The 21,865-nt window shown below is 71.2% G+C and carries 21 protein-coding genes; 14 read left to right on the top strand and 7 right to left on the bottom strand.

Annotated features, from left to right (window positions below; all coding sequences use genetic code 11):
• The first annotated feature begins 56 nt into the window (after positions 1–56).
• Together ABJI51_RS41785 and ABJI51_RS41780 are read left to right on the top strand one after the other, a co-directional pair.
• Positions 57–2,021 (top strand): TRAP transporter permease, encoded by a 1,965-nt coding sequence (locus ABJI51_RS41785; protein WP_348956747.1) that lies wholly within the window; start codon positions 57–59, stop codon positions 2,019–2,021.
• Positions 2,018–2,989 carry a TAXI family TRAP transporter solute-binding subunit gene (locus tag ABJI51_RS41780; RefSeq protein WP_348956746.1) on the top strand — a complete coding sequence of 324 codons (972 nt, stop codon included), beginning with the start codon at positions 2,018–2,020 and terminating at the stop codon, positions 2,987–2,989. Before ABJI51_RS41785 ends, ABJI51_RS41780 begins: the two co-directional genes overlap by 4 nt.
• Before the next feature lie 356 nt (positions 2,990–3,345).
• Here ABJI51_RS41780 and ABJI51_RS41775 read toward each other — a convergent pair whose 3' ends face one another.
• Both ABJI51_RS41775 and ABJI51_RS41770 read right to left on the bottom strand, forming a co-directional pair.
• Complete coding sequence (locus ABJI51_RS41775; RefSeq protein ID WP_348956745.1) at positions 3,346–4,290, bottom strand: SMI1/KNR4 family protein; 945 nt, start codon at positions 4,288–4,290, stop codon at positions 3,346–3,348.
• Entirely contained in the window at positions 4,291–4,635 is a 345-nt protein-coding gene (locus tag ABJI51_RS41770) for an oxidoreductase (protein WP_348956744.1), read from the bottom strand. It abuts the gene before it with no gap.
• A 182-nt stretch (positions 4,636–4,817) separates the two neighbouring features.
• Between ABJI51_RS41770 and lpdA the strand changes: the two genes are divergently transcribed.
• From lpdA to lipB, 6 genes are all read left to right on the top strand, one after another.
• Positions 4,818–6,191: a dihydrolipoyl dehydrogenase gene (gene lpdA / locus ABJI51_RS41765; RefSeq protein WP_348956743.1), complete on the top strand. Its 1,374-nt coding sequence runs from the start codon at positions 4,818–4,820 to the stop codon at positions 6,189–6,191.
• Between the two features lie 55 nt (positions 6,192–6,246).
• The gene (gene sucB / locus ABJI51_RS41760) at positions 6,247–8,007 is read left to right on the top strand and encodes a 2-oxoglutarate dehydrogenase, E2 component, dihydrolipoamide succinyltransferase (protein WP_348956742.1); all 1,761 of its coding nucleotides are present in this window, start codon (positions 6,247–6,249) and stop codon (positions 8,005–8,007) included.
• A 92-nt stretch (positions 8,008–8,099) separates the two neighbouring features.
• Entirely contained in the window at positions 8,100–9,047 is a 948-nt protein-coding gene (locus tag ABJI51_RS41755) for a serine hydrolase (RefSeq protein ID WP_348956741.1), read from the top strand.
• The gene (locus ABJI51_RS41750; protein ID WP_348956740.1) at positions 9,035–9,910 is read left to right on the top strand and encodes a TIGR01777 family oxidoreductase; all 876 of its coding nucleotides are present in this window, start codon (positions 9,035–9,037) and stop codon (positions 9,908–9,910) included. The genes ABJI51_RS41755 and ABJI51_RS41750 overlap by 13 nt, the downstream gene beginning before the upstream one ends.
• The gene (locus ABJI51_RS41745; protein WP_348956739.1) at positions 9,907–10,530 is read left to right on the top strand and encodes a phosphatase PAP2 family protein; all 624 of its coding nucleotides are present in this window, start codon (positions 9,907–9,909) and stop codon (positions 10,528–10,530) included. Before ABJI51_RS41750 ends, ABJI51_RS41745 begins: the two co-directional genes overlap by 4 nt.
• Positions 10,527–11,267, top strand: a complete 741-nt coding sequence (gene lipB, locus ABJI51_RS41740) for a lipoyl(octanoyl) transferase LipB (protein ID WP_348956738.1) — start codon at positions 10,527–10,529, stop codon at positions 11,265–11,267. Before ABJI51_RS41745 ends, lipB begins: the two co-directional genes overlap by 4 nt.
• A gap of 109 nt (positions 11,268–11,376) precedes the next feature.
• Here the strand turns inward: lipB and ABJI51_RS41735 are convergent, their stop codons facing one another.
• Positions 11,377–12,312, bottom strand: a complete 936-nt coding sequence (locus tag ABJI51_RS41735; protein WP_348956737.1) for an LLM class F420-dependent oxidoreductase — start codon at positions 12,310–12,312, stop codon at positions 11,377–11,379.
• Positions 12,313–12,317: 5 nt separating this feature from the next.
• Entirely contained in the window at positions 12,318–12,929 is a 612-nt protein-coding gene (locus ABJI51_RS41730; protein ID WP_348956736.1) for a TetR/AcrR family transcriptional regulator, read from the bottom strand.
• 131 nt (positions 12,930–13,060) lie between these two features.
• Between ABJI51_RS41730 and ABJI51_RS41725 the strand changes: the two genes are divergently transcribed.
• From ABJI51_RS41725 to ABJI51_RS41710, 4 genes are read left to right on the top strand one after another with little or no spacing between them, the layout of a single operon-like run.
• Positions 13,061–13,582 carry a hypothetical protein gene (locus ABJI51_RS41725; RefSeq protein ID WP_348956735.1) on the top strand — a complete coding sequence of 174 codons (522 nt, stop codon included), beginning with the start codon at positions 13,061–13,063 and terminating at the stop codon, positions 13,580–13,582.
• Between the two features lie 18 nt (positions 13,583–13,600).
• A complete protein-coding gene (locus ABJI51_RS41720; RefSeq protein WP_348956734.1) occupies positions 13,601–14,545 on the top strand; it encodes an oxidoreductase in 945 nt (314 codons plus the stop codon).
• A 25-nt stretch (positions 14,546–14,570) separates the two neighbouring features.
• The gene (lipA, locus tag ABJI51_RS41715) at positions 14,571–15,572 is read left to right on the top strand and encodes a lipoyl synthase (protein WP_348956733.1); all 1,002 of its coding nucleotides are present in this window, start codon (positions 14,571–14,573) and stop codon (positions 15,570–15,572) included.
• 45 nt (positions 15,573–15,617) lie between these two features.
• Positions 15,618–16,274 (top strand): DedA family protein, encoded by a 657-nt coding sequence (locus tag ABJI51_RS41710; RefSeq protein ID WP_348956732.1) that lies wholly within the window; start codon positions 15,618–15,620, stop codon positions 16,272–16,274.
• A 298-nt stretch (positions 16,275–16,572) separates the two neighbouring features.
• Here ABJI51_RS41710 and ABJI51_RS41705 read toward each other — a convergent pair whose 3' ends face one another.
• The 3 genes from ABJI51_RS41705 to ABJI51_RS41695 all read right to left on the bottom strand — a co-directional run bounded on the left by ABJI51_RS41705 (position 16,573) and on the right by ABJI51_RS41695 (position 18,923).
• Entirely contained in the window at positions 16,573–17,313 is a 741-nt protein-coding gene (locus ABJI51_RS41705; RefSeq protein ID WP_348956731.1) for a hypothetical protein, read from the bottom strand.
• On the bottom strand, positions 17,310–17,876 hold the full coding sequence (locus tag ABJI51_RS41700) for a papain-like cysteine protease family protein (RefSeq protein ID WP_348956730.1): 567 nt from the start codon (positions 17,874–17,876) through the stop codon (positions 17,310–17,312). The genes ABJI51_RS41705 and ABJI51_RS41700 overlap by 4 nt, the downstream gene beginning before the upstream one ends.
• 99 nt (positions 17,877–17,975) lie before the next feature.
• Positions 17,976–18,923, bottom strand: a complete 948-nt coding sequence (locus tag ABJI51_RS41695) for a LysR family transcriptional regulator (RefSeq protein ID WP_348956729.1) — start codon at positions 18,921–18,923, stop codon at positions 17,976–17,978.
• 69 nt (positions 18,924–18,992) lie between these two features.
• Between ABJI51_RS41695 and ABJI51_RS41690 the strand changes: the two genes are divergently transcribed.
• Positions 18,993–19,862, top strand: coding sequence for a patatin-like phospholipase family protein (locus ABJI51_RS41690; protein WP_348956728.1), 870 nt, complete (start codon positions 18,993–18,995; stop codon positions 19,860–19,862).
• A 103-nt stretch (positions 19,863–19,965) separates the two neighbouring features.
• Positions 19,966–21,177: a L,D-transpeptidase gene (locus ABJI51_RS41685; RefSeq protein ID WP_348956727.1), complete on the top strand. Its 1,212-nt coding sequence runs from the start codon at positions 19,966–19,968 to the stop codon at positions 21,175–21,177.
• The last annotated feature ends 688 nt before the right edge of the window (positions 21,178–21,865 follow it).

The raw sequence follows: 21,865 nt of genomic DNA, 5'->3' as shown, positions 1-21,865 counted from the left end.
GCACGGTGATCGAAATGTCGCTTTCGATGTGATCCGCGACACCGTACGGTGGCCGGGTGACGACCGAGCCGGTGGACCGCGCCTCCCCCGCCGAAATCGCCGCCGAGCACGACGAAGAACGGCCCGCGCGCCGGCTGTCGCCCGGCCCGGACCGCGTCGTCTACTTCGTCGCGCTGGCCGTGGCCGTGCTGGTGCTCAAGCAGGTCTTCTTCCCCTTCGCCAAGGGAAACCAGTTCTACCTGGTCCTCTTCCTCGGCGTGACGCTCCCGCTGGTCTTCCTCTGCTACCGCCCGCGGCTGCGCGGGCGGGACAACCCGGGCTGGACCGACTGGGCGCTCGCCGTCCTCGCCCTGGCCGTCGGCCTCTATCCCGTCCTCGTCGGTTATGACGACTTCCTGAACCGGCAGGGCATCCTGTCCCCGCTCGACATCGTCGCGGGCGCGCTCCTGCTGCTGCTGATCCTCGAAGCGACCCGGCGCACCACCGGGCTGGTCCTGCCGATCGTCTGCCTGCTCTTCCTGGCCTACGCCTACTACGGCGGCTACCTCCCGCAGAACTGGGGCATCGCGCACGCGGGCATCGACTTCAGCCAGATCGTCAACGCCCTCTTCAACGACGCGAGCGGCTTCTACGGCACGCCGCTGGACGTCGCGGCGAGCTACATCGTGCTGTTCACCCTCTACGGCGCCGTGCTCAACGCCTCCGGGGCCGGCCAGTTCTTCGTGGACATCTCCTTCGCCGCCTTCCGCCGGTCGCGGACGGCGCCGGGCCGCACGACCGTCCTGTCCGGCTTCTTGCTCGGCACGGTCTCCGGTTCGGGCACCGCGACCGCCGTCAGCCTCGGCTCGATCACCTGGCCGATCCTGAAGAAAGCCCGCTACCCCAGGGAAAACGCGGGCGGGCTGCTCGCCGCGTCCGGGATCGGCGCCATCCTTTCGCCGCCGACGCTGGGCGCCGCGGCGTTCATCATCGCCGAGTACCTGCAGACGTCGTACCTGAAGGTGCTGATCTGGGCGACCGTCCCGACGCTGCTCTACTACCTCGGCATCGTGTTCGCGATGGAGGCCGACGCGCGGCGGTTCAAGGCCGAGGCCGTCGACGTCCCGCACGGGAATCCGTGGCGGCTGCTGCGCACCGGCGGCTACCACTTCCTGTCGCTGGCGATCATCGTCGTGTTCCTCGCCCTGGACATCCCGCCGTTCGCCGCGGTCGTCTACGCCACCGGCGTCGCCGCGCTGTTCGCGTTGCTCGCCCGGCGTCACGACGTGCGCGGGTGGGCCAGGGACATGGTCGACGCGCTCTCGGCGGGCGTGCGCGGGGCGCTGCCGGTGATCGCGGTGTGCGCGGCCGCCGGGGTGATCACCTCGACCATCACCAAGACCGGCCTCGGCCTCGAACTCGCCGACGCGCTGGTGGAGCTGGCCGGCGCGCTCACCGACAACGGCACGGTGATCCTCGTTCTCACCGTGCTGCTCTCGGCGATCGCCGTCGGCGTGCTGGGGCTCGCGGTGCCCGTCACGGCCAGCTTCATCATCGCCTGGGTCGTGATCGGCCCGGCGCTGGAAACCCTCGGCGTCGCCGACGCCGAACGCGCGATGTTCATCTTCTACTACGCCGTGCTGTCGGAGGTGACCCCGCCGACCGCGCTCGCCGCGGTGGCCTCGGCGGCGATCACCGGCGGCTCGGTGCTCGGCACGATGTGGCAGTGCTGGAAGTACACGCTTCCGGCGTTCCTGGTGCCGATCGCCTTCGTGCTGACCGACAACGGCGCCGCGCTGCTGCTGGAGTCCGACCCGCTCACCGTGCTGTGGGTGGCGGCGGTCTCCGCGGTCGCCGTCGCCGCGCTGGCCGTGGTGACCGGGGGCTGGCTCTTCGGGCCGGTCAGCCTGCCGGTGCGGCTGCTGTTCGTGCCCACCGCCCTGTGCCTGCTCTACCTGGAGCCGGTGCCGATCGCGATCGGCGCCGCGTGCGGGGTGGCCGGCCTGCTCGCCCATGCCGTGATCAAGAGGAGGACAGCATGAAACGCGCACTCGCCGCCGCCGCGGTGCTCGCCTTGGCCGTCACCGGCTGCGGCGGGAAGCAGCAGACCGACCAGGCCGCGCCCGGCGGGACACAGTCCTGCGAAGCGGGCGAAGGCCGGATCACCATCGCCACCGGCAACAGCGGCGGCGTGTACTACGTGCTGGGCGGCGGTCTGGCCCAGCTGATCAGCAGCAACACGAAGCTGCGCGCGACAGCCGCGGAGACCGGCGCGTCGGTGCAGAACATCCAGCAGCTGGTCGCGGGCAACTACGACGTCGCGTTCTCGCTGGCCGACACCGCGGCGGACGCGGTCAACGGCAAGGGTGCCTTCGACGGCAAGCCGCAGAAGGTCCAGGCACTGGCCCGGATCTACCCGAACTCGACGCAGGTGCTGGTCCGCACGGACGCGGGCATCAACAGCGTCGCGGACATGAAGGGCAAGCGCATCTCGACCGGCTCGCCGAAGTCGGGCACCGAAGTGATCGCGAACCGCCTGCTGCAGGCGGCGGGCCTCAAGGACGGCGACGTCCAGGCCCAGCGCCTCGACCTGGCCAAGACCGCGGACGGCATGAAGGCGGGCACCCTCGACGGCCTGGTCTGGTCCGGCGGCCTGCCGACCGCGCAGATCACCGACATCACCACGGCACTCAAGGGCAAGGTGAAGTTCCTCGACATCACCCCGCTGCTGCCGAAGCTGAAGCAGGTCAACCCGGTGTACGACACGGGCTCGATCCCGGCGGCGGCCTACGGGCAGCCGTCGGACGTGCCGACGGTCGTGGTCCCCAACCTCCTGCTGGTACGCAACGACTTCCCGGCGGGCAACGCGTGCGCGATCACGAAGCTGATCTTCGACAAGCAGGCGGAGCTGGCCAAGGTCCACCCGGCGGCCAAGGAGATCAGCAGGCAGCTGGCCACGCAGACCGACCCGGTCCCGCTGCACCCCGGCGCGAAGCAGGCACTGGGCTAGGCGCTCTGCTGGAGCATCCCATGTGGCCTTGGCGAGCCACCTTATTGCTGACCTACGTTTTGCGGGGAACCGTGGCCCGGGTGCGGTCGGAGGGTGGTGCGGTGTCTTGAATGACTCATTCAGGTCTTCGGAGGTCCTGAATGAGTCATTCAAGACGCTGAGGTGAGCCAGGCCGCCCGCGCCGGGCCTGCGCTCTGCCCGTCGGGGGGCAGTAGGTCACCAATTGGCCGTTCGCCTTGGGTCGGCGCGGGCTGAAAGGGACGTTCCTGGCGTCTGACGCGATGAAAGTCCCTTTCATCGCACCGGACGAGACGAAAGGGCCTTTCAGCTCACCCGGGCGCGAAGCAGGCACTGGGCTAGGCGCTCTGCTGGAGCAGCCGCAGGTGCTGCTCCAGCACCGCCCGCACCGAGTCGTGGACGGTCGAGCCGAGCACCGGGTCGACCTCCACCACGTGCCCCCGCGCGTACAGCAGCACCGCCGGGTCGGACAGCACCAGCACGTCGTCGACGACCCGCAGTTCCGCGGTGCCCAGCAGCCGCGGGAAGACGACGTCGGCGGGCAGCCCGTCGCACGTCAGCAGGAACTCCCGGTGCGGCAGCCGGACGCCCAGCCGGGCCTCGGCGGCGTCGACGGCCCGCGGGGACGCCGGGGGCGGTGCCGTGCGCAGCCCGCGTAACCGCAGGATCTCTCCGACGAGGTCGGACCACGATCCCGTGTCCGGCGGAAATCTCCGAAAAAGTGCGGCCACGAGCGCGTCCGCGCAGACGCCCGCCCACTCCCCCAGGCCGAGCGGGTCGGCGCCGGCGGCCAGCCGGGGCGCCAGCGTCCGGGACGCCGCCAGCGAGGCCACGTCCGGGAGTGCCTGACGCCCGGCCAGGGAAGCCCATTCCCGCAGGTCACCGCGGGCGACCGCGGCGCGGAGCCGGTCCGGGCGGGAGGGCGCGACGACCTGGGCGACCGGCGCGAGCGGGGTCCCGTCGAACCCCGAGACCGGCCGGGCGAGGTACGCCACGTGCGCGCGTTCCTCGGCGTCGAGGTCCAGGGGCGGGAGCGCGGCGGCCCAGTCCGGACGTTCGCCGCGGGCCTCGAAGAGCATCTCCCAGGCGCGGGCCGCCACCGCCGAGGGCACCAGCGCGGTGACCGGCCGTCCGGTGCGGGCCTGCCACTGCCGGACCAGGCGATCGGCGTCCGCGGCCGCCCCGGATGCCGCCAGCAGCAGGGCCGCGTGGCCGATGCGGGCGTCGGCGTCGCCGGTCAGCACGTCGCGGACCGCGGCCTCCAGGTACGCGTCGCGGTCCACCTAGACCTGGCCGCGCTTCTTCCGCTCGGTGTACTCGCGCATGCGCTTCGGGTAGCCGACGCGTGCCACCTCGTAGACCGGGATGGACCGGCGGTGGCCGAACTGCTGCGCGGCCTCCAGGCTGCCGATGCGGCGGCGGGTCCATTCGCCGTCGTGGGCGATCAACACCACAGTGGTGTCGGTGACGTTCGTCTTCGGCTCCACATAGGCCTCGACCCCGCGCCGGGTGGCGGCCCATTCCTCGAGGTGGCGGGTGTCCTCGGAGCTGGCTTTCCGCAGCGTGCCGGCCCGCTGACCCCCCTTGGCCCGCCTGCGCAGCGAGTCGAAGAGCCCCACCTCGACCACCTTCCCTCCCGAGAGATTCACCACTCATTATCCGGATGTCCGCGTGTGGTCGGCGTCGCACACCCGGCTAGGTCGCAGCCTCGTTCGGCGTAGTGACAAGATGGCGGATGTCGCGCGCGCGGTTATACCGGGCGCGCGCGGCGACAGAGCATCACCCCACCGCTTGCCGAGGAGTTATTGAAGTGACCGACACCTCCGCCGACCTTGTGATCCTGGGAGGCGGATCGGGCGGCTACGCCGCGGCTTTCCGCGCGGCCGAGCTGGGCCTTTCCGTCACGCTGATCGAGAAGGACAAGCTGGGCGGGACGTGCCTCCACCGGGGCTGCATCCCGACCAAGGCCCTGCTGCACGCCGCCGAGGTCGCCGACGAGACCCGTGAAGCCGAGGCGGTCGGCGTCAAGGCCGCCTTCGAGGGCATCGACATCGCCGGGGTCAACAAGTACAAGGACGGCATCATCGCCCGCCTGTACAAGGGCCTGCAGGGCCTGGCCAAGGCGCACAAGGTGAACCTCGTCGAGGGCAGCGGCACGTTCGTCGGCGGCACGACCGTCGAGGTGGACGGCACCCGCTACACCGGCAAGAACGTCATCCTCGCCACCGGCTCGTACTCGCGCACGCTGCCCGGCCTGGAGCTCGGCGGCCGCATCATCGCCAGCGAGCAGGCGCTCGCGCTCGACTACGTCCCCAAGAAGGTCGTGGTGCTCGGCGGCGGCGTCATCGGCGTCGAGTTCGCCAGCGTCTGGGCCTCCTTCGGCGTCGACGTCACCATCGTCGAGGCCCTGCCGCGGCTGGTCCCGAACGAGGACGAGTTCGCGTCCAAGCAGCTCGAGCGCGCCTTCCGCCGCCGCAAGATCGCCTTCAAGACCGGCGTGAAGTTCACCGGCGCGAAGCAGGACGACAACGGCGTGAGCGTCTCGCTGGAGTCGGGCGAGACCCTCGAGGCCGACCTGCTGCTGGTCGCCGTCGGCCGCGGGCCGAACTCGGCGGGCCACGGCTACGAGGAGGCCGGCGTCAAGATCGAGCGCGGGTTCGTCCTCACCGACGAGCGGCTGCGCACGAACCTGCCGAACGTCTACGCCGTCGGCGACATCGTCCCGGGCCTGCAGCTCGCGCACCGCGGCTTCCAGCAGGGCATCTTCGTCGCCGAGGAGATCGCCGGGCTGAACCCGCGCGTGATCGACGAGAGCGGCATCCCGCGGGTCACCTACTCGCACCCGGAGGTCGCGTCGGTCGGGCTGACCGAGTCGCAGGCCAAGGACAAGTACGGCGCGGGCGTCACGACGTTCACCTACGACCTCGGCGGCAACGGCAAGAGCCAGATCCTCAAGACCTCCGGTGGGGTGAAGCTGGTCAAGGCGCCGGACGGCCCGGTCGTCGGCGTGCACATGGTGGGCGACCGCGTCGGCGAGCTGATCGGCGAAGCGCAGCTGATCTACAGCTGGGAGGCCTTCCCGGAGGACGTCGCGCCGCTCATCCACGCCCACCCGACCCAGACCGAGGCCCTCGGTGAAGCGTTCCTTGCCCTCGCGGGCAAGCCGCTGCACGTGCACAGCTGACGTCTCACCAGCAGAATCCAGACCACGCAGAACTTGGAAGAGGAGTCAGCGAACGATGGCCTACTCCGTCACGTTGCCGGAGCTCGGGGAGAGCGTCACCGAAGGCACCGTCACCCGGTGGCTTAAGCAGGAGGGCGACACTGTCGAGGTCGACGAGCCGTTGCTCGAGATCTCGACCGACAAGGTCGACACCGAGGTGCCCTCCCCGGTGGCGGGCACGGTCGTGAAGATCAGCGCCCAGGAGGACGAGACCGTCGAGGTCGGCGGCGAGCTCGCCGTGATCGACGACGGCACCGGCGGGGTGCCCGAGTCCTCCGCCCCGGCGCAGGAAGAGCCCGAGCAGCCTTCGCAGCCGGAGCCGCAGGCCCAGGCCGAGGAGAGCGCGCCGAGCAAGCCCGACACCGCGCCGGCCTCCGGTGGCGAGGGCACCGAGGTGAAGCTGCCCGAGCTGGGCGAGAGCGTCACCGAGGGCACCGTCACGCGGTGGCTGAAGCAGGTCGGCGACACCGTCGAGGTCGACGAGCCGCTGCTGGAGATCTCGACCGACAAGGTCGACACCGAGGTGCCGTCGCCAGTGGCGGGCACGGTGCTGGAGATCCGCGCGGGCGAGGACGAGACCGTCGAGGTCGGCGGCGTCCTGGCCGTGATCGGCGACGCGAACGCGGCGCCGAAGGCCGAAGCCAAGCCGGAGCCGAAGCCCGAGCCCAAGCCGGAACCGAAGCCGGAGCCCAAGCCCGAGCCGGTCCAGCAGCAGGCCAAGCCCGAGCCGAAGCCGGAGCCCACGCCGGCTCCGCAGGCCGCCCCGGCGGCGGCCGCGACGCAGTCGGCCCCGGCCGCCGCGGCGAAGGACGGCTCGGCCGACGGCCCGTACGTCACGCCGCTGGTCCGCAAGCTGGCCGCCGAGCACGGCATCGACCTTTCGACGCTGACCGGCAGCGGCGTCGGCGGCCGGATCCGCAAGCAGGACGTCCTGGCCGCGGCCGAGGCGAAGCAGAAGCAGCAGGCGCCGGCCCCGGCCGCCGCTCCGGCTGCCGCTGCCTCGTCGGCGCCGTCCGCCCCGCGGGCCGCCGCGGTGTCCCCGGAGGTCCAGGCACTGCGCGGCACCGTGCAGAAGGCGAGCCGGATCCGCCAGATCACGGCCACCAAGACCCGCGAGTCGCTGCAGGTCTCCGCGCAGCTCACGCAGGTGCACGAGGTCGACGTCACGAAGATCGCCAAGCTGCGCCAGCGCGCGAAGGCGGCCTTCAAGGAGCGCGAGGGCGTCAACCTGACGTTCCTGCCGTTCTTCGCGAAGGCCACGGTCGAGGCGCTCAAGCAGCACCCGAACGTCAACGCGTCCTACAACGAGGAAACGAAGGAGATCACCTACCACGGCGCCGTGCACCTGGGCATCGCGGTGGACACCGAAAAGGGTCTCCTCTCGGTCGTCATCCACGACGCGGGCGAGCTGAGCCTGGCCGGTCTCGCGCACCGCATCGCCGACCTGGCGGCGCGGGCCCGTGCCAGCCAGATCAAGCCGGACGAGCTGACCGGTGGCACGTTCACCATCACGAACATCGGCTCGAACGGCGCGCTGTTCGACACGCCGATCATCGTGCAGCCGCAGTCGGGCATGCTCGGCACCGGCGCGGTCGTCAAGCGCCCGGTGGTCATCACCGACGCCGACGGCAACGACACGATCGCGATCCGGTCGATGGTGTACCTCCCGCTGACCTACGACCACCGCCTGGTGGACGGGGCCGACGCGGGCCGCTTCCTGACGACGATCAAGCAGCGTCTGGAAGAGGGCAACTTCGAGGACGAGCTCGGCCTCTGAGCAACTGAAAGCCTCTGAAGGCCACCATCAGGGCGTCTGACGCCCTGATGGTGGCCTTCGGAGCATCCGGGGCATTCGGGAAGGGACCGGGGATGGCGGAGCCGACGTGGTTCGCCGCGCACCGCGACGACGTCTCGGTCGTCGCGGACGACGGCCACTGTCACCTGGCGCACAACGCCGATGTGCCGCGTGTCCTGGCTTCGACGATCAAGGTCGTCCACCTGCTCGCCTACACCACCGCGGTCGCCGAGGGGCTCGATCCGGCCGAGCCGGTCCGGGTCGGCGACTGGGACGCCTGGCACCCCTTCGAGGGCGACGGCCCGCGGGGCGCGGGTGCCCACCACCGGGCCCTGACGGCGCTGGGCGTCGGCTGCGACGAGTTCGGCGTCGCCCGCGACCCGGAACAGCGCGTCCCGCTGGACGCGATCGCCACGGCGATGATCACCGAAAGCGACAACGCCGCCCCCGACTACCTGCGGGCCCGCCTCGGCGACGACGCACTGCGGGCCGCGGCGGCGGACGGCGGCTGGGCCGGCGCGGACCTGCGGTGGTTCTGCGGCGAAACGCTGCGTTCGTACTTCCCCGGCGAGGGCGACCTGACCGCCCGGTTCACCGCCGATCCCGCGTTCCGGCGGGAAGTCCTGGACCGCGTCCGGGGCGAGCCGGTTTCCGATGCGGCGGAGTGGGCCTGGACACAGGGCACCGCGCACGGCACCGCCGCGCAGCTGTTCGCCTTCCACCGCCACCTCGCCACCGCGGACACCCCGGCCGCCCGGCTCGCGCGCCGGAAGCTGGGCGCCACCGCGCGGTACGAGGGCGAGCCCGTGCTGTTCAAGGGCGGGGTCCTGCCGCGCAGCCGCGGGTTCGGCCTGTCCACGGGCGGGGCGACGATCGCGATGTTCTACACCGGCACGGACTTCCCGGACGTCCCGCTCGCCCCGTTCGGCGTGGCGATCCTGTCCGACCTGGCCGCGTTCGCGCGGGACCTGGGCGTGCGCCCGGAACCGGGATGGGCCACGATCGGACCATGCGAGTACTGATCGCCGGCGCGAGCGGCTTGATCGGGTCGGCGCTCGGCGACCGCCTGCGGCGCGAGGGTCACGAAGTCCGGCGCCTGGTGCGGCGGGAGGCCCGCGAGGGCGGCGAATTCCGCTGGGATCCGCCGTCGGGCACCATCGCGAGCGGCGCGTTCGAGGGCGTCGACGCCGTCGTGAACCTGGGCGGCAAGCGGCTGTTCCCCGGCCGGTGGAGCGCGATGCGCAAGCAGCAGCTCACCGACAGCCGGGTCGAGCCGACCGAGGTGCTCGCCGAAGCCGTCGCCGAACACGGCGTCGGCGTGCTGGTCAACGCGTCCGCGGTCGGCTACTACGGCAACGCCGGGTCGTCCATTGTGGACGAGTCGGCGCCGCGCGGGCGCGGTTTCCTCGCCGAGCTGTGCGAAGCGTGGGAAGGGGCGACGGCCGCGGCCGGGGACGCCCGCGTGGTCAAGATCCGGACCGGGCTGGTGCTGTCGGCGCGGGGCGGGCTGTACGGGCTGCTGCGCCCGCTGTTCCGGCTGGGCCTGGGCGGGCGGCTCGGCTCCGGCCGCCAGTACATGCCGTGGATCTCCCTCGACGACGAGGTCGGCGCGATCGTCCACGTCCTGACGCATGAAGACGTCTCCGGGCCGGTGAACCTGACCGGGCCGGAGCCGGTGACGAACGCGGAGTTCACCCGGGCCGTCGGCCGTGCGCTGCACCGGCCCGCGCCGTGGTGGGTGCCGGGGATCGCGCTCAAGGCCGCGCTCGGCCAGGCGGGCGAGGAGATGGCGCTGTACGGGCAGCGGGCCGTCCCGGCCGCGCTGGAGCACTCGGGCTACGCGTTCCGGCACCGCACGCTGGCCGGCGCGCTCGCGGCGGCATGACCGTCCCGCTCAAGCGCTGGCTCGTCGTCGGGTTCGCGCTGGCCGCCGCCTTCTTCGCGCTCGGGCTCGGCGTCGCCCGGCAGCCGCTGACGCTCGACGCCCAGGTCGCGAACGCCCTCCACGGCGTCTACACGCAGCCGCTCGGGCGGGTGGCGGAGATCGGCAGCGACATCCTCGGCCCGGTGCTGCCGTACGTCCTCGGCGTGGCGCTGCTCGCGCTGGCGCTGCGACGGCGGGCCTATCTCGGGTTGTGCGTCCGGCTGGCTGTCGTGCTGCTGCTGTGCCGGCTGACGAGCCTGGTGTTCAAGCCGGTCTTCCTGCGGGAACGTCCGCGTGACTACCCGGACCTGAGTTACCCGAGCGGGCACGTGACGGCGGTGGCGAGCACCGGGTTCGTGCTCCTGCTGCTGTGCGCGTGGCTGTGGCCGCACCTGGTGAAACGGGTGGCGGTGGCCGTGGCGGCCGCGGTGGTGCTGGCGGCGGCCTGCCGGGTCGTGCTCGGGGTGCACTGGGTCACCGACACGATCGGCGCAGTGCTGGCGGTGACCGGTGTCGGGCTGCTCTCAGCATGTGCCTTGCGGCTGCTTCCCCCGGGTGACCGGCGTAGCCTCGACGGGTGAGTTCTTCCCGTACCTGCCGCGCCAGCGCCGAGCCCGTCGACGTCCGGGAGCTCGGCACGATCGACTACACCGAAGCCTGGGAGCTCCAGCGCAGCTTCCTGACGGCCCGTGCGGACGGCACCGCACCGGACACGATGCTCCTGCTGCAGCACCCGTCGGTGTACACCGCGGGCAAGCGCACCGAGCCGGCGGACCGGCCGGTGGACGGCACCCCGGTGATCGACGTCGACCGCGGCGGCAAGATCACCTGGCACGGTCCCGGCCAGCTGGTCGGCTACCCGATCGTCAAGCTCGCCGACCCGATCGACGTCGTGCACTATGTGCGGCGCCTGGAGGAGGCGCTGATCCACGTGTGCGACCAGCTGGGCGTGCACAGCGGCCGCGTGGAGGGCCGCAGCGGCGTGTGGATCCCGGCGGACGACCGCGGCATCGAGCGGAAGATCGCAGCCATCGGCATCCGCGTCCAGCGCGGCGTGACGATGCACGGCTTCGAGCTGAACTGCAATGCGGACCTGTCGGCGTTCGACGCCATCGTCCCGTGCGGCATCCGCGACGCGGGCGTGACGTCGCTGTCGTACGAGCTGCAGCGCGACGTGACGGTGGAGGCGGTGCTGCCCCTGGCCCGCGACGCGGTCCTGGCGGCCCTGGAAGGCGAGCTGCCGGTGAGCGAGGACCGCTGGCTCCCCCGCCCCGAGGCTCCCCAGGCCCCCGGCGTCACCTTCGCCCTCCAGAACTGAAGTCCGTGAATGCCACATTGAGGGACTTGAAGTCCCTCAATGTGGCATTCACGGCGTTCGGGGCCCGGAACTGTCGGTACCCTCCGCTAGCCTGGAAATCGGGGGCTGCTCAGTCCAGCTGGGGCGCGACCTCGGCGGCGACCAGCTCGATCTGGTCCACATCGGACAGATCGAGCAGCTGCAGGTAGAGCCGCGTGATGCCGGTCTTCTCCCGCCACTGCCCGATCCGCTCGACGACCTCGGCGGGCGACCCGGCCAGGCCGTTGGCCTTCAGCTCGTCGACGTCGCGCCCGAGGACCGACGCCCGCTGCGCGACCTCCGCGTCGGACCGGCCGACCGCGATCACCAGCGCCGCCGAGCGCAGGATCTCCTTGGGGTCGCGGCCGATCTCCCTGGCCGCCTCGTCGACGCGGGCGAACTGGGCCGCCGCCGTCTCGGCGTCGACGAAGGGCAGGTTGAACTCGTCGGCGAACCGGGCGGCCAGTGCCGGGGTGCGCTTCTTGCCGCCGCCCCCGACGATCACCGGCGGCGCCGGGGACTGCGCCGGCTTCGGCAGCGCCGGGGAGTCCTTGAGCGTGTAGTACTGCCCGGAGAACGAGTACGTCGAGCCCACCGGCGTCTTCCACAGGCCGGTGACGATCTCGAGCTGCTCGGCGTAGCGGTCGAAGCGCTCCTTCAGCGGCGGCAGCGTCAGGCCGTACGCCTCGTGCTCGGCGTCGTACCAGCCGGAGCCGAGGCCGAACTCGACGCGGCCGCCGGACATCTGGTCGACCTGCGCGACCGAGATGGCCAGCGGGCCGGGGTGCCGGAACGTCGCCGCGGTGACGAGCGTGCCGAGCCGGATCCGGCTGGTCTCGCGGGCCAGGCCGGCCAGGGTGATCCACGCGTCGGTGGGGCCGGGCAGGCCGTCGGCCGAGCCCATCTTCAGGTAGTGGTCGCTGCGGAAGAACGCGTCGTACCCGGCGGCTTCGGTCGCCTTGGCGACGCGCAGCAGGTCGTCGTAGCTGGCCCCCTGCTGGGGCTCGGTGAAGATCCTCAAGTCCACGAAGATCAGCCTATAGAGACATCCGGTTCCGTGCGCCGCAGGCGGACCAGCATGCGGACGATGACGTCCTCGATCTGGGCCCCGACCTTCTTCGGGTCGGGCGAGCTGGCGATTTCGGTCGCCGCGCTGGACAGCGCGCCGAACAGCAGCCGGGCGGTGACCTCGACCGGGACCGGCTCGACCTCGCCCGCGTCGATCAGCGACTGCAGGCCCGAGCGCACGAGCCCGAAGCTGCACCGCTCCTCGGCCTCGCGCCAGCGTTCCCAGCCCATCACGACCGGCGCCTCGTGGATGGCGATCCGCTGGTAGGCGGGGTCGAGGCAGGCGCGGATGAACGCGTTGAGCCCGGCCAGCGCCCGTTCCCACGGGGTGCCGTCGCCGTTGACGATCTTGTCGAGCCGGTCGTAGACGAGGCTTTCGACCTGGTCGAACGCGGCTTCGAAGAGCGCCTGCTTGCCGCTGAAGTGGTGGTAGAGCGCGCCCTTGGTGACGCGCGCGCGTTTGGCGATCTCGTCGAGGGAGGTACCCGCGTAACCGCGTTTGGTGAACAGTTCGACCGCGCTGTCGACCAGCGCGGACCGCGTCGACTCGGAGTAGTCGAGTCGTCTGGACCTCATTGTCGCCACCTTCACAACTTTACGCCCGGAGGATCTCTCCATACTCATGGTATGTTCGCCGTGTCAGGTCCGTACCGGGAGTATGCCGCAGACCCGCGGTATGACCCGGGCCACGGAAGGGGAGCCACACGATGAGCTGGACCGACTTCTACCGGCGCCAGGAGATCCTCGAAGCCGCCGTGCGCCGCGCGGCCCGGAACCCGGGCGCGCCGTTGCCGCTGGCCGAGGTCCCGGGGGCCGAGGAGCACTTCGGCAGCGAGGAAAACCTCCTGGCCGCCCTGCAGTACCAGTGGACGCGGACGCTGAGCGGCCGCCTGCGCGCCGAGGTCGCCGACCCGGACGACGCCGACGGTCTCGGAGACAACGTCGACGCCGTCACCCGCGCGTGGCAGGCCGCCGCGGCGGAACACGCCGACCTGCGCGCGGTCCTCGACGGCGCGTACGAGCGGCACGCCTCGCTGCGCCGCATGCACGAGGGCGAGCTGCGGATGCTGGCCGTCACGGCCGGGCTGGCCGACCCGCGCGAGCCGGCCGACGAGATCGTCAAGGTGGGCCACGCGTTCGAAGCACTGCTGCGCACCGGCCGCGAAGAGCCTGTCCGCCGGCGTCCGATGATCGGACACCTGCGCCGGTTGCTCGCGCCCAGTGCATAAACGGAGTTAAGTGTCACCATGACGCAGCGCTGGACCGAAGCCGACATCGCCGACCAGAGCGGCCGGACCGTCCTGGTCACCGGCGCGAACTCCGGGCTCGGCCTGCGCACCGCCCAGGTGCTCGCGGGCAAGGGCGCCCGCGTGCTCCTCGCCTGCCGTTCCGCCGAGCGCGGCGCGAAGGCCCTCGACCAGGTCCGCGCGGTGGCCGCGGGCGCCGGACCCGAGCTCGTCCCACTGGACCTGAGCGAGCTCGCGTCGGTGCGCGCGGCGGCCGCGTCGGTGCGGGAACGCACCGGCGACGCGCTGGACGTGCTGGTCAACAACGCCGGCGTGATGGCAACCGCCCGCGGCCGCACGGCCGACGGGTTCGAGCTGCAGCTCGGCACCAACCACCTCGGCCACGCGGCGCTGACGTGGCTGCTGATGCCTGCCCTGCGCGGCGGCAAGCACGCCCGGATCGTCACGCTGTCGAGCCTCGCGGCGGTCGGCGCCCGCATCCACCTCGACGACCCCAACGGCGAGCACCGCCGCTACAACCCGGCGGCGGCGTACGGCCAGTCGAAGCTCGCCAACCAGGTGTTCGCGCTGGAACTGGCGCGGCGGCTGCGCGGCGAAGACGTCATCAGCGTCGCCGCCCACCCCGGCTACACCGCGACCGGGCTCGGCAGCGGCATGGCGCGCTCGTACACGAACCCGATCCTCCGCTCGGTGATCGCGGGCGGGCACCGGATCGGCGAAACGCTGTTCGCGCAGAACGTCCGCCAGGGCACGCTCCCGCAGCTGTACGCGGCGACGGCGGACGGCGTCGGCAACGGCGACTACATCGGTCCGGGCGGCCTCGGCGGCGTCCGCGGCTACCCCGTGAAGCTGCGCCCGCTGGCCGCCGCGCGCAGCGAGTCGCTGGGCACCCGGCTGTGGGACGTCACCGCGGAGCTGACCGGCGTCACCCCCGACCCGGCCTAGCCCGAACGGGCGTACGGTTGAGGGCGTGAGTGCTGCTCCTGAGGGCCGGAAGCTGTTGCGCCTGGAAGTGCGCAACAGTGAGACGCCGATCGAGAAGAAGCCGTCGTGGATCAAGACGCGGGTGCGGATGGGCCCGGAGTTCACCGAACTCAAGGGTCTGGTGCGGCGTGAGGGTTTGCACACGGTCTGTGAAGAGGCCGGGTGTCCCAATATCTACGAATGCTGGGAGGATCGGGAAGCGACGTTCCTGATCGGCGGGGATCAATGCACCCGGCGGTGTGATTTCTGCCAGATCGATACCGGTAAGCCTGCCGCGTTGGATCGCACCGAGCCGCGCAAGGTCGCGGAGTCCGTGCAGGCCATGGGTTTGCGGTACTCGACGGTGACTGGTGTGGCGCGGGATGACCTGCCCGATGGTGGCGCGTGGCTGTATGCGGAGACGGTGCGGCAGATTCATGCGTTGAATCCGGGTACGGGTGTGGAGTTGCTGATTCCGGATTTCAATGCGGATCCGGAGCAGCTGGCGGAGGTTTTCGGGTCGCGGCCGGAGGTTCTTGCGCACAACGTGGAGACAGTTCCGCGGATTTTCAAGCGTATTCGTCCGGGATTCCGGTACGCTCGGTCCCTGGAAGTGATCACGGCTGCGCGTGAGGCCGGATTGGTGACGAAGTCCAATCTGATCCTCGGGATGGGGGAGACCCCGGACGAGGTGGCTCCGGCGATGCGGGACCTGGTCGACGCGGGGTGCGAGATCCTGACGATCACGCAGTATCTGCGTCCGTCGCCGCGGCATCATCCGGTGGACCGGTGGGTCAAGCCGGAGGAGTTCGTGGAGCACTCGCAGGCTGCGGAGGCGATGGGCTTCGCCGGTGTGATGGCCGGGCCGCTGGTGCGCTCGTCGTACCGCGCGGGACGCCTGTACGCCCAGACCAAGGCCCACCGCGGCGAAGTCCTCCCGGAGAACCTGGCCCACCTGGCCGCCGAAGGGCCCGCCGCCCAGGAAGCCGCGTCCCTGCTGGCGAGGTGACGCACGTCACTCGACGGTCCTTAAAGGATCGGTAAAGTGGATCGCATGGCCCTGGTTTCGGACCTTCTGAGCTGGCTGCAAGGACTCCCGGAACCGGGACTCGTCGCGGCGACCGGCGGCCTGGTGTTCGCCGAATGCACGATCGGGCTGGGTTTCCTGGCCCCGGGCGAATCCGGGCTGCTCGTCGCGGCGACGACGGCGAACACGGTCCCGCGCTTCTTGGTGCTGTGGCTGGTGGTGACGTTGTGCGCAACAGCGGGCGACGCACTCGGCTACACGATCGGCCGCCGCTTCGGACCGCGCCTGCGCGAGACGAAACTGATCCGCAAGTACGGCCTCGACGCCTGGGACAAGGCCACCGGAGTCTTGGAACGCCGCGGCGCCTGGGCGGTGTTCTTCGCCCGGTTCCTCCCGGTGATCCGCACGCTGACCCCGGCAGCGGCGGGCACCTCGGGCCTGCCGTTCCGCAAGTTCCTCCCCGCCGCCGCGGCGGGCGCGTTCTGCTGGTCCCTGGTCCACATCAGCATCGGCGCGGCCCTGGGCGAAGCGGCAAAGCGCATCGAAGGCGCCCTGAACACGGGCGGCTTGATCGTGGTCGCCGCACTGGCAGCGGTGGGAGTGTTCTTCTTGCTGCGCTTGAAGAAGCGCAAGGCCCTCGCGGCGGTCGAGACGCCGGAACCGGAACCCGAACGCGTCCCCTGACCGAGCGCGTCCCTGCCCGGCCCCACCTCAAGCGCCCCAAGGCCACCCGCGCTGCACCCCAGGCCGCCCTCGCCGCGCCCAACGCACCCGAGGCCACCCTCGCCGCGCCCAACGCCCCCTGGTGCGCGCGACGCACCCAACTCCCCAGGCCCCTCGCCGCGCCCAACCCACCCGAGGCCAACCCCCGCCGCACCCAACGCCGCCCTCGCCGCGCCCGACCCAAGCCCACGTTGGGGCGCCCGAACCCCCGACGCCCGCGAGGGTGCGGCCCGGTCCCCCGAGCCGCACCCTCCCGGCGTCAGCGGCGAGCGCGCACCGCCTTGCCGGTGACCCAGCCGATCAACCCGAGCGCCAGCAGTGCCCCGCCGGCGACGAACGGCCAGGACCCCACGCCCCCTCCGGGCGACGGCGGCGACGCCAGGTCGTACCCACCGAGCTTGCCCTGCGCCCGGTAAGCCGAACCCGGCAGCTTGTCGCCGTACAGCCGGTGCACCAGCTGCTGGTACCCCGCCACCGTCACCCCATCGCCGACCCGCTGCCGGGCCGGGTCGTTGAGCGGCAGCACGCGCCCCTCGTGTACCCGGTACCACGCGTTGACCTGCGGTTCGGTGAACACCAGCTCGCCGGCGGCCTGGGCAGGGAACGTCAGCTCCTCGGTGCCGGTCGTGAAGTTGGTCGCCGTCCAGCCGGACGCTTCGCGCGTCACCCACACGGTCGCCTGCCGCCCGCTCGACGCCTTCGCGCGCACCGCGTAGAAGCCGAACGACGCCGGTGCCGCTCCCGGGGTTCCCGCGACGAACGCCGGGTCCAGCGAATACACAGCCAGCGGCTCGCCGGCCACTTCGGGTGCCTGCGCAGCAGCGGCACGGGCGACGCCCGCCTGGCGGTCGAGCTGGCCGAAGAACGCCGAAAGCTGCGGCCCCGCCGAGGCGACCGCGGCCGCGACGTCGTCCTTCGGCGCTGCCGACGCCGTTCCGCCGAACCCGAACATCAGCGCCACCACCAGGACGGCACATCCACGGAACAGGTTCATGGTCACGCCCCGATCCGGTAGAGGGACTGGGCCCACTGGAACTGTCCATTGCGGACATAGCTCGAGTACGCCATCGCGCTGTAGCGCCGGCTGCTCGGCCACGGGTCGCCGTAGTACACGAGCCCGCTGCTGTCGTAGCCGTAGATGACCTGGGCGTGCCCGCCGCCCGCCGTCCAGTAGATGCCCGTCTCGATCGGGCGGCTGCCGCCGATTTCGCCCTGCACCGAAGCGAAACTGAGCGCGCCGGTCACCGTGCCGGGCCGCAGGCCGAGCGCCTGGTAGCCGCGCTGGACCCAGGTCAGCTCGCCGGGTTGGTTGGGGCACTGCGAGCCGGCCGGGTAGCCGCGGGAGTAGTCGCAGAACGTGTTCTGGCTGACGCCGGTGCCGTAGCCGAGGAACCGGGCGATGGTCAGGCCGCTCGCGGCCCAGCACCACTGGTTCTGCTCCTGGACCAGCTGGCTGATGGACAGCGTGGTGGCCGCCTCCGGCGCCGCGGCCGCGGGTGGGGCCAGCAGCGCGGCCAGCCCGGCACACAGCACACCGAGCGCCTTTGCTCGTCTGAAGTGCATTCGTTGCTCCTTGTCGGCAACAGGTGGGGACTTCGTGAGCTTCTCCCGTTGCCGCGCCGGGCAGTAATCCCAGCGGGGATAACACCGGCGTTATGCCGCCTACCGGACGACGGCGAGCCGCTCGCCGCACCACCGCGCGAAGTGCGGATTCCGGTGCCGGGACGCGGCATGCGCGACCTCCGCGCACCGGAACACGGCGTCGGTCACCGCCGTGCGGGCGTCGTCCTCGCGCGTCGCGAACAACAGCGTCGTCCACAGCGGGTCGCCTGCCAGCGGCAGCGCGAGCAGGCCCGGCGGCGGCGCCGAAGCCGCCTGCGCGAGGCAGACCGCGCCCTGGGCGATCAACGTCCCGGCCGTGCCCGCCTCCGACGTGAAGTGCCGCACGCGCGGCGTGAACCCGGCCGCCGCGCACGCCTGCACGAACCGCACGCGGACGCAGTTCTCGTGCGGCGGCGGCAGGATCCAGTCGCAGCCGGCCAGGTCGGCGAGTGCGACGGCACCGCCGCGGATCGCCGGATGCCCCTCGGCGATGCCGACGAAGATCGGCTCGGTGGCGAGCGTCCGCACGGCCAGGCCGGCGAAGTGGTGAGCTTCGGTGCCGTCGAACCGTTCCAGCAGGGCGACGTCGACCCGGCCGGTCGAGAGCAGCTTCAGCAGGGTGAGCGACGCGGGTTCGGCGTACGTCCGGACGTCGAGGTCCAGCTCCCCCAGCTCCTCGATGAACCGGCCGATGATCAGCAGCGGCACGTACCCGATCCGCAGCGTGCCGGGGCCGCTTTCGCCGTGCCGCCGCGCGGTGGCGACGAGGGCCTGCATGTCGGATAGCAGCGCGTCGGCGCGGGCGAGCACGAACCGGCCCAGCTCGGTGGGCCGCACGCCGCTGGGGCCGCGGACGAACAGCTCGCCGCCGAGGATCCGCTCGATCCGCTTGAGCTGGGCGGTGAGCGCGGGCTGGCTGACGCCGAGCACGGTCGCGGCGCGGCTCACGCTGCCGCCGTCCGCGACGGCGCGGACGGCCCTGAGATGGCGCAGCTCCAGCTCGGCCACCCCGGCAGGCTAACGCCAGGTGCGCGACCCGCACGACCTGCGAAAGTCGGGCTTACTACATTCGGCGGTATGAGTCTCGCGGATCTTCCCCGGCCGATCGGCTTCGTCCTCGGCGGTGGCGGCAGCCTCGGCGCCATGCAGGTCGGCATGCTGCGCGCGCTGACCGACGCCGGGGTGACGCCGGACCTGGCGGTCGGCACGTCGGTCGGCTCGCTCAACGCGGCCGTCCTCGCCCGCTTCGGCGGCGACGCCCTCGCGAGCCTGCGCAGCATCTGGGCGCACATGACGCGCGACGAGGCCTTCCCCGGCGGCGTGCTCAGCCGGGTCCGGATGCTGACGCAAAGCAAGACGCACCTGTTCCCCAACACCGGGCTGGCCGGGATCGTCGCCGAGCACCTCGGCGCCGAGACGCGGTTCGAGGACCTGGCGATCCCGCTGGGCGTCGTCACCACGCAGGTCGACACGGCCGAGCCGCTGCTGATCCGGTCCGGGCGGCTGCTCGAGCCGCTGCTGGCCAGCTGCGCGATCCCGGGAATCTTCCCGCCGGTGGAGCACGAGGGGCGGCTGCTGTACGACGGCGGGCTCGTCGCGAACGTCCCGATGCGGCAGGCGCTGACGATGGGCGCGAAGTCGCTGGTGGTGCTCGACTGCGCGTTCCCGGGCAAGATGCCGGGCGCGCCGCGGACGTTCGCCGAGGTGATGATGTTTACCGCGATGATCAGCATGCGCAACCAGGCGGTGCTGGAGGCGCCGCTGGCCGCGGCCGAAGTGCCGGTGCTGTATCTGCCGGGACCGGCACCCGTACGTGTGAACCCGCTGGATTTCGGGCACACGGAAACGCTGGCGGACGAGGCGTACACGGCGGCGCGGGAGTATCTGGAGGCGGTTTCGGTGGACGGGCCGGGACTTTACGGCGCACCGGGACTCGTCATCACGTGATCCGCGTCACGCCGATGCACCGATCCGCCGGTCAGGACGTCATCGCTATCGCGTAGTTTTGATGACGAATGCCCGCCGATCCCAATTCCCAAAAAGAGACAATATGCTCCCCAAGAAGATTTTACTTTCGGTGGCCGGAATCCTCGCCGGAGCACTGCTGCTTTCCGCCTGCTCGTCCGGTGACGACGGCGGTTCGCCCGCCGGTGGGGCGCCGGCGTCGGGGCCTGCCTCGGCGTCCGAGACGCCGGTCGCGGTGACGTTCGAGCCCGCGGGCGGCACCGGGGTGAACCCGGCGACGCCGATCGTCGTCAAGGCGGCCAACGGGAAGCTCGTCGACGTCACGGTGACCAACACCGCCAAGGGGAAGACGGTGGCCGGCACCCTCGCCCCGGACGGGTCGACGTGGACGTCGACCGAGCCGCTCGGCTACGGGGCGACGTACAAGATCGTCGCGCACGCCCAGGGCGCCAACGGGAAACCGGTCGAGCAGGACAACCAGATCACGACGCTGTCGCCGAAGAAGCAGGCGAACGCCAACCTGATCCCGGCCCCGTCCGCGGTGGCGAGCACGGGCGTCGGCGTGGGGCAGCCGATCGTGTTCAGCTTCGGCAAGATCGCCGTGAAGAACAAGGCGGCGGTGGAGAAGGCGCTGACGGTCGAGTCGACCCCGAAGCAGGAGGGCGGCTGGTACTGGATCGACGACTCGAACGTCCACTACCGGCCGAAGGAGTACTGGAAGGCCGGCACGACGCTCAAGGTGACGGCGAAGATCTACGGAGTCGATTTCGGAAACGGCGTGTTCGGCGCCGAGGACCGCACCGAGACGTACAAGGTGCACGATTCCTGGATCGCCAAGGCGGACGGCAACACCGAGCAGATGCAGATCTTCCACAACGGCCAGATGGTCAAGTCGATGCCGATCTCGATGGGCAAGGACGCAACACCCACCCATTTGGGCGCGCACGTCATTTCGGACAAGCAGGCGAACTACACGATGGATTCGTGCACGTACGGAGTCTGCCCGCCGGACCCGAAGGCGTACCGGTCCAACGAGAAGTGGTCGGAGCGCATTTCGAACGACGGCGAGTTCGTCCACGAGAACCCCAACAGCGTGAGCCAGCAGGGCAGCGCGAACGTGTCCCACGGGTGCATCAACCTGAACGACGCGAACGCCCAGTGGTTCTTCCAGAACATGGGATTGGGAGACGTCGTGGAGGTAACCAACTCAGGCGGCCCCCAGCTCCCGGTATGGGACCTGTACGGCGACTGGTCCAAGTCCTGGGCCGACTGGCAAGCCGGCTCGGCTCTCAAGTAGGTCCGGTTTCGGGTTCCGGGGCCAGGAGCTTCGCTCCTGGCCCCTTTCTCTTGCGCGGCTATGGAGTGATGCCCGTGGGATCACGGGTGATGCCCCTCCAGTCACGGGAGATGCCCGCGCAGTCACGGGAGATGCCCGCCTGATCACGCGGGAGGCCTCTTCCGTCACGCCAGTTCCGGCTTCCCGCGGGGGACTTGCGTGATCCGGGCGGGTTCGCCTGCTCAGGCGGTCGGCTGGCGTACCCGGAGGGTCGGTCCGCGTGCCTGGAGGGTCGGTTTGCGTGCCTGGAGGGTCGGTTTGCGGCTCTGGGCGGGCGGCCCGTCTTTCCGGGGTCGCCGGTTGGTGTGCTCGGGGGCGGGATTCGCGTGAGTGGGGACCGATCTCGCGTGATGGAGCCCGGAACTCGCGTGATTGGCCGCGGATCTCGCGTGCCCAGCGGGGCATCTCGCGTGACTGCACGGGCATCGCCCGTGATTGGAGAGGCATCATCCGTGACTGCGCGGGCATCACGCGTGATCGAGCGGGCATCGCGTGTGGTTGGTGGGGCATCACGCCAGGCGGGCATAAGGAAAGGGCCTGAGCCGGGAGACTGCTGGTCTCGACCGGGCCCAGGCCCTCACCTTCAAGGTAAGTTCGGCGGTGTCCTACTCTCCCACAACCCTTCGGTTGCAGTACCATCGGCGCTGTC

This window comes from Amycolatopsis melonis, from assembly GCF_040064235.1.
Classification (GTDB): domain Bacteria; phylum Actinomycetota; class Actinomycetes; order Mycobacteriales; family Pseudonocardiaceae; genus Amycolatopsis; species Amycolatopsis melonis.
Note: the sequence above shows the minus strand (reverse complement) of the source record. Positions and strands in the feature narration are given on the sequence as shown.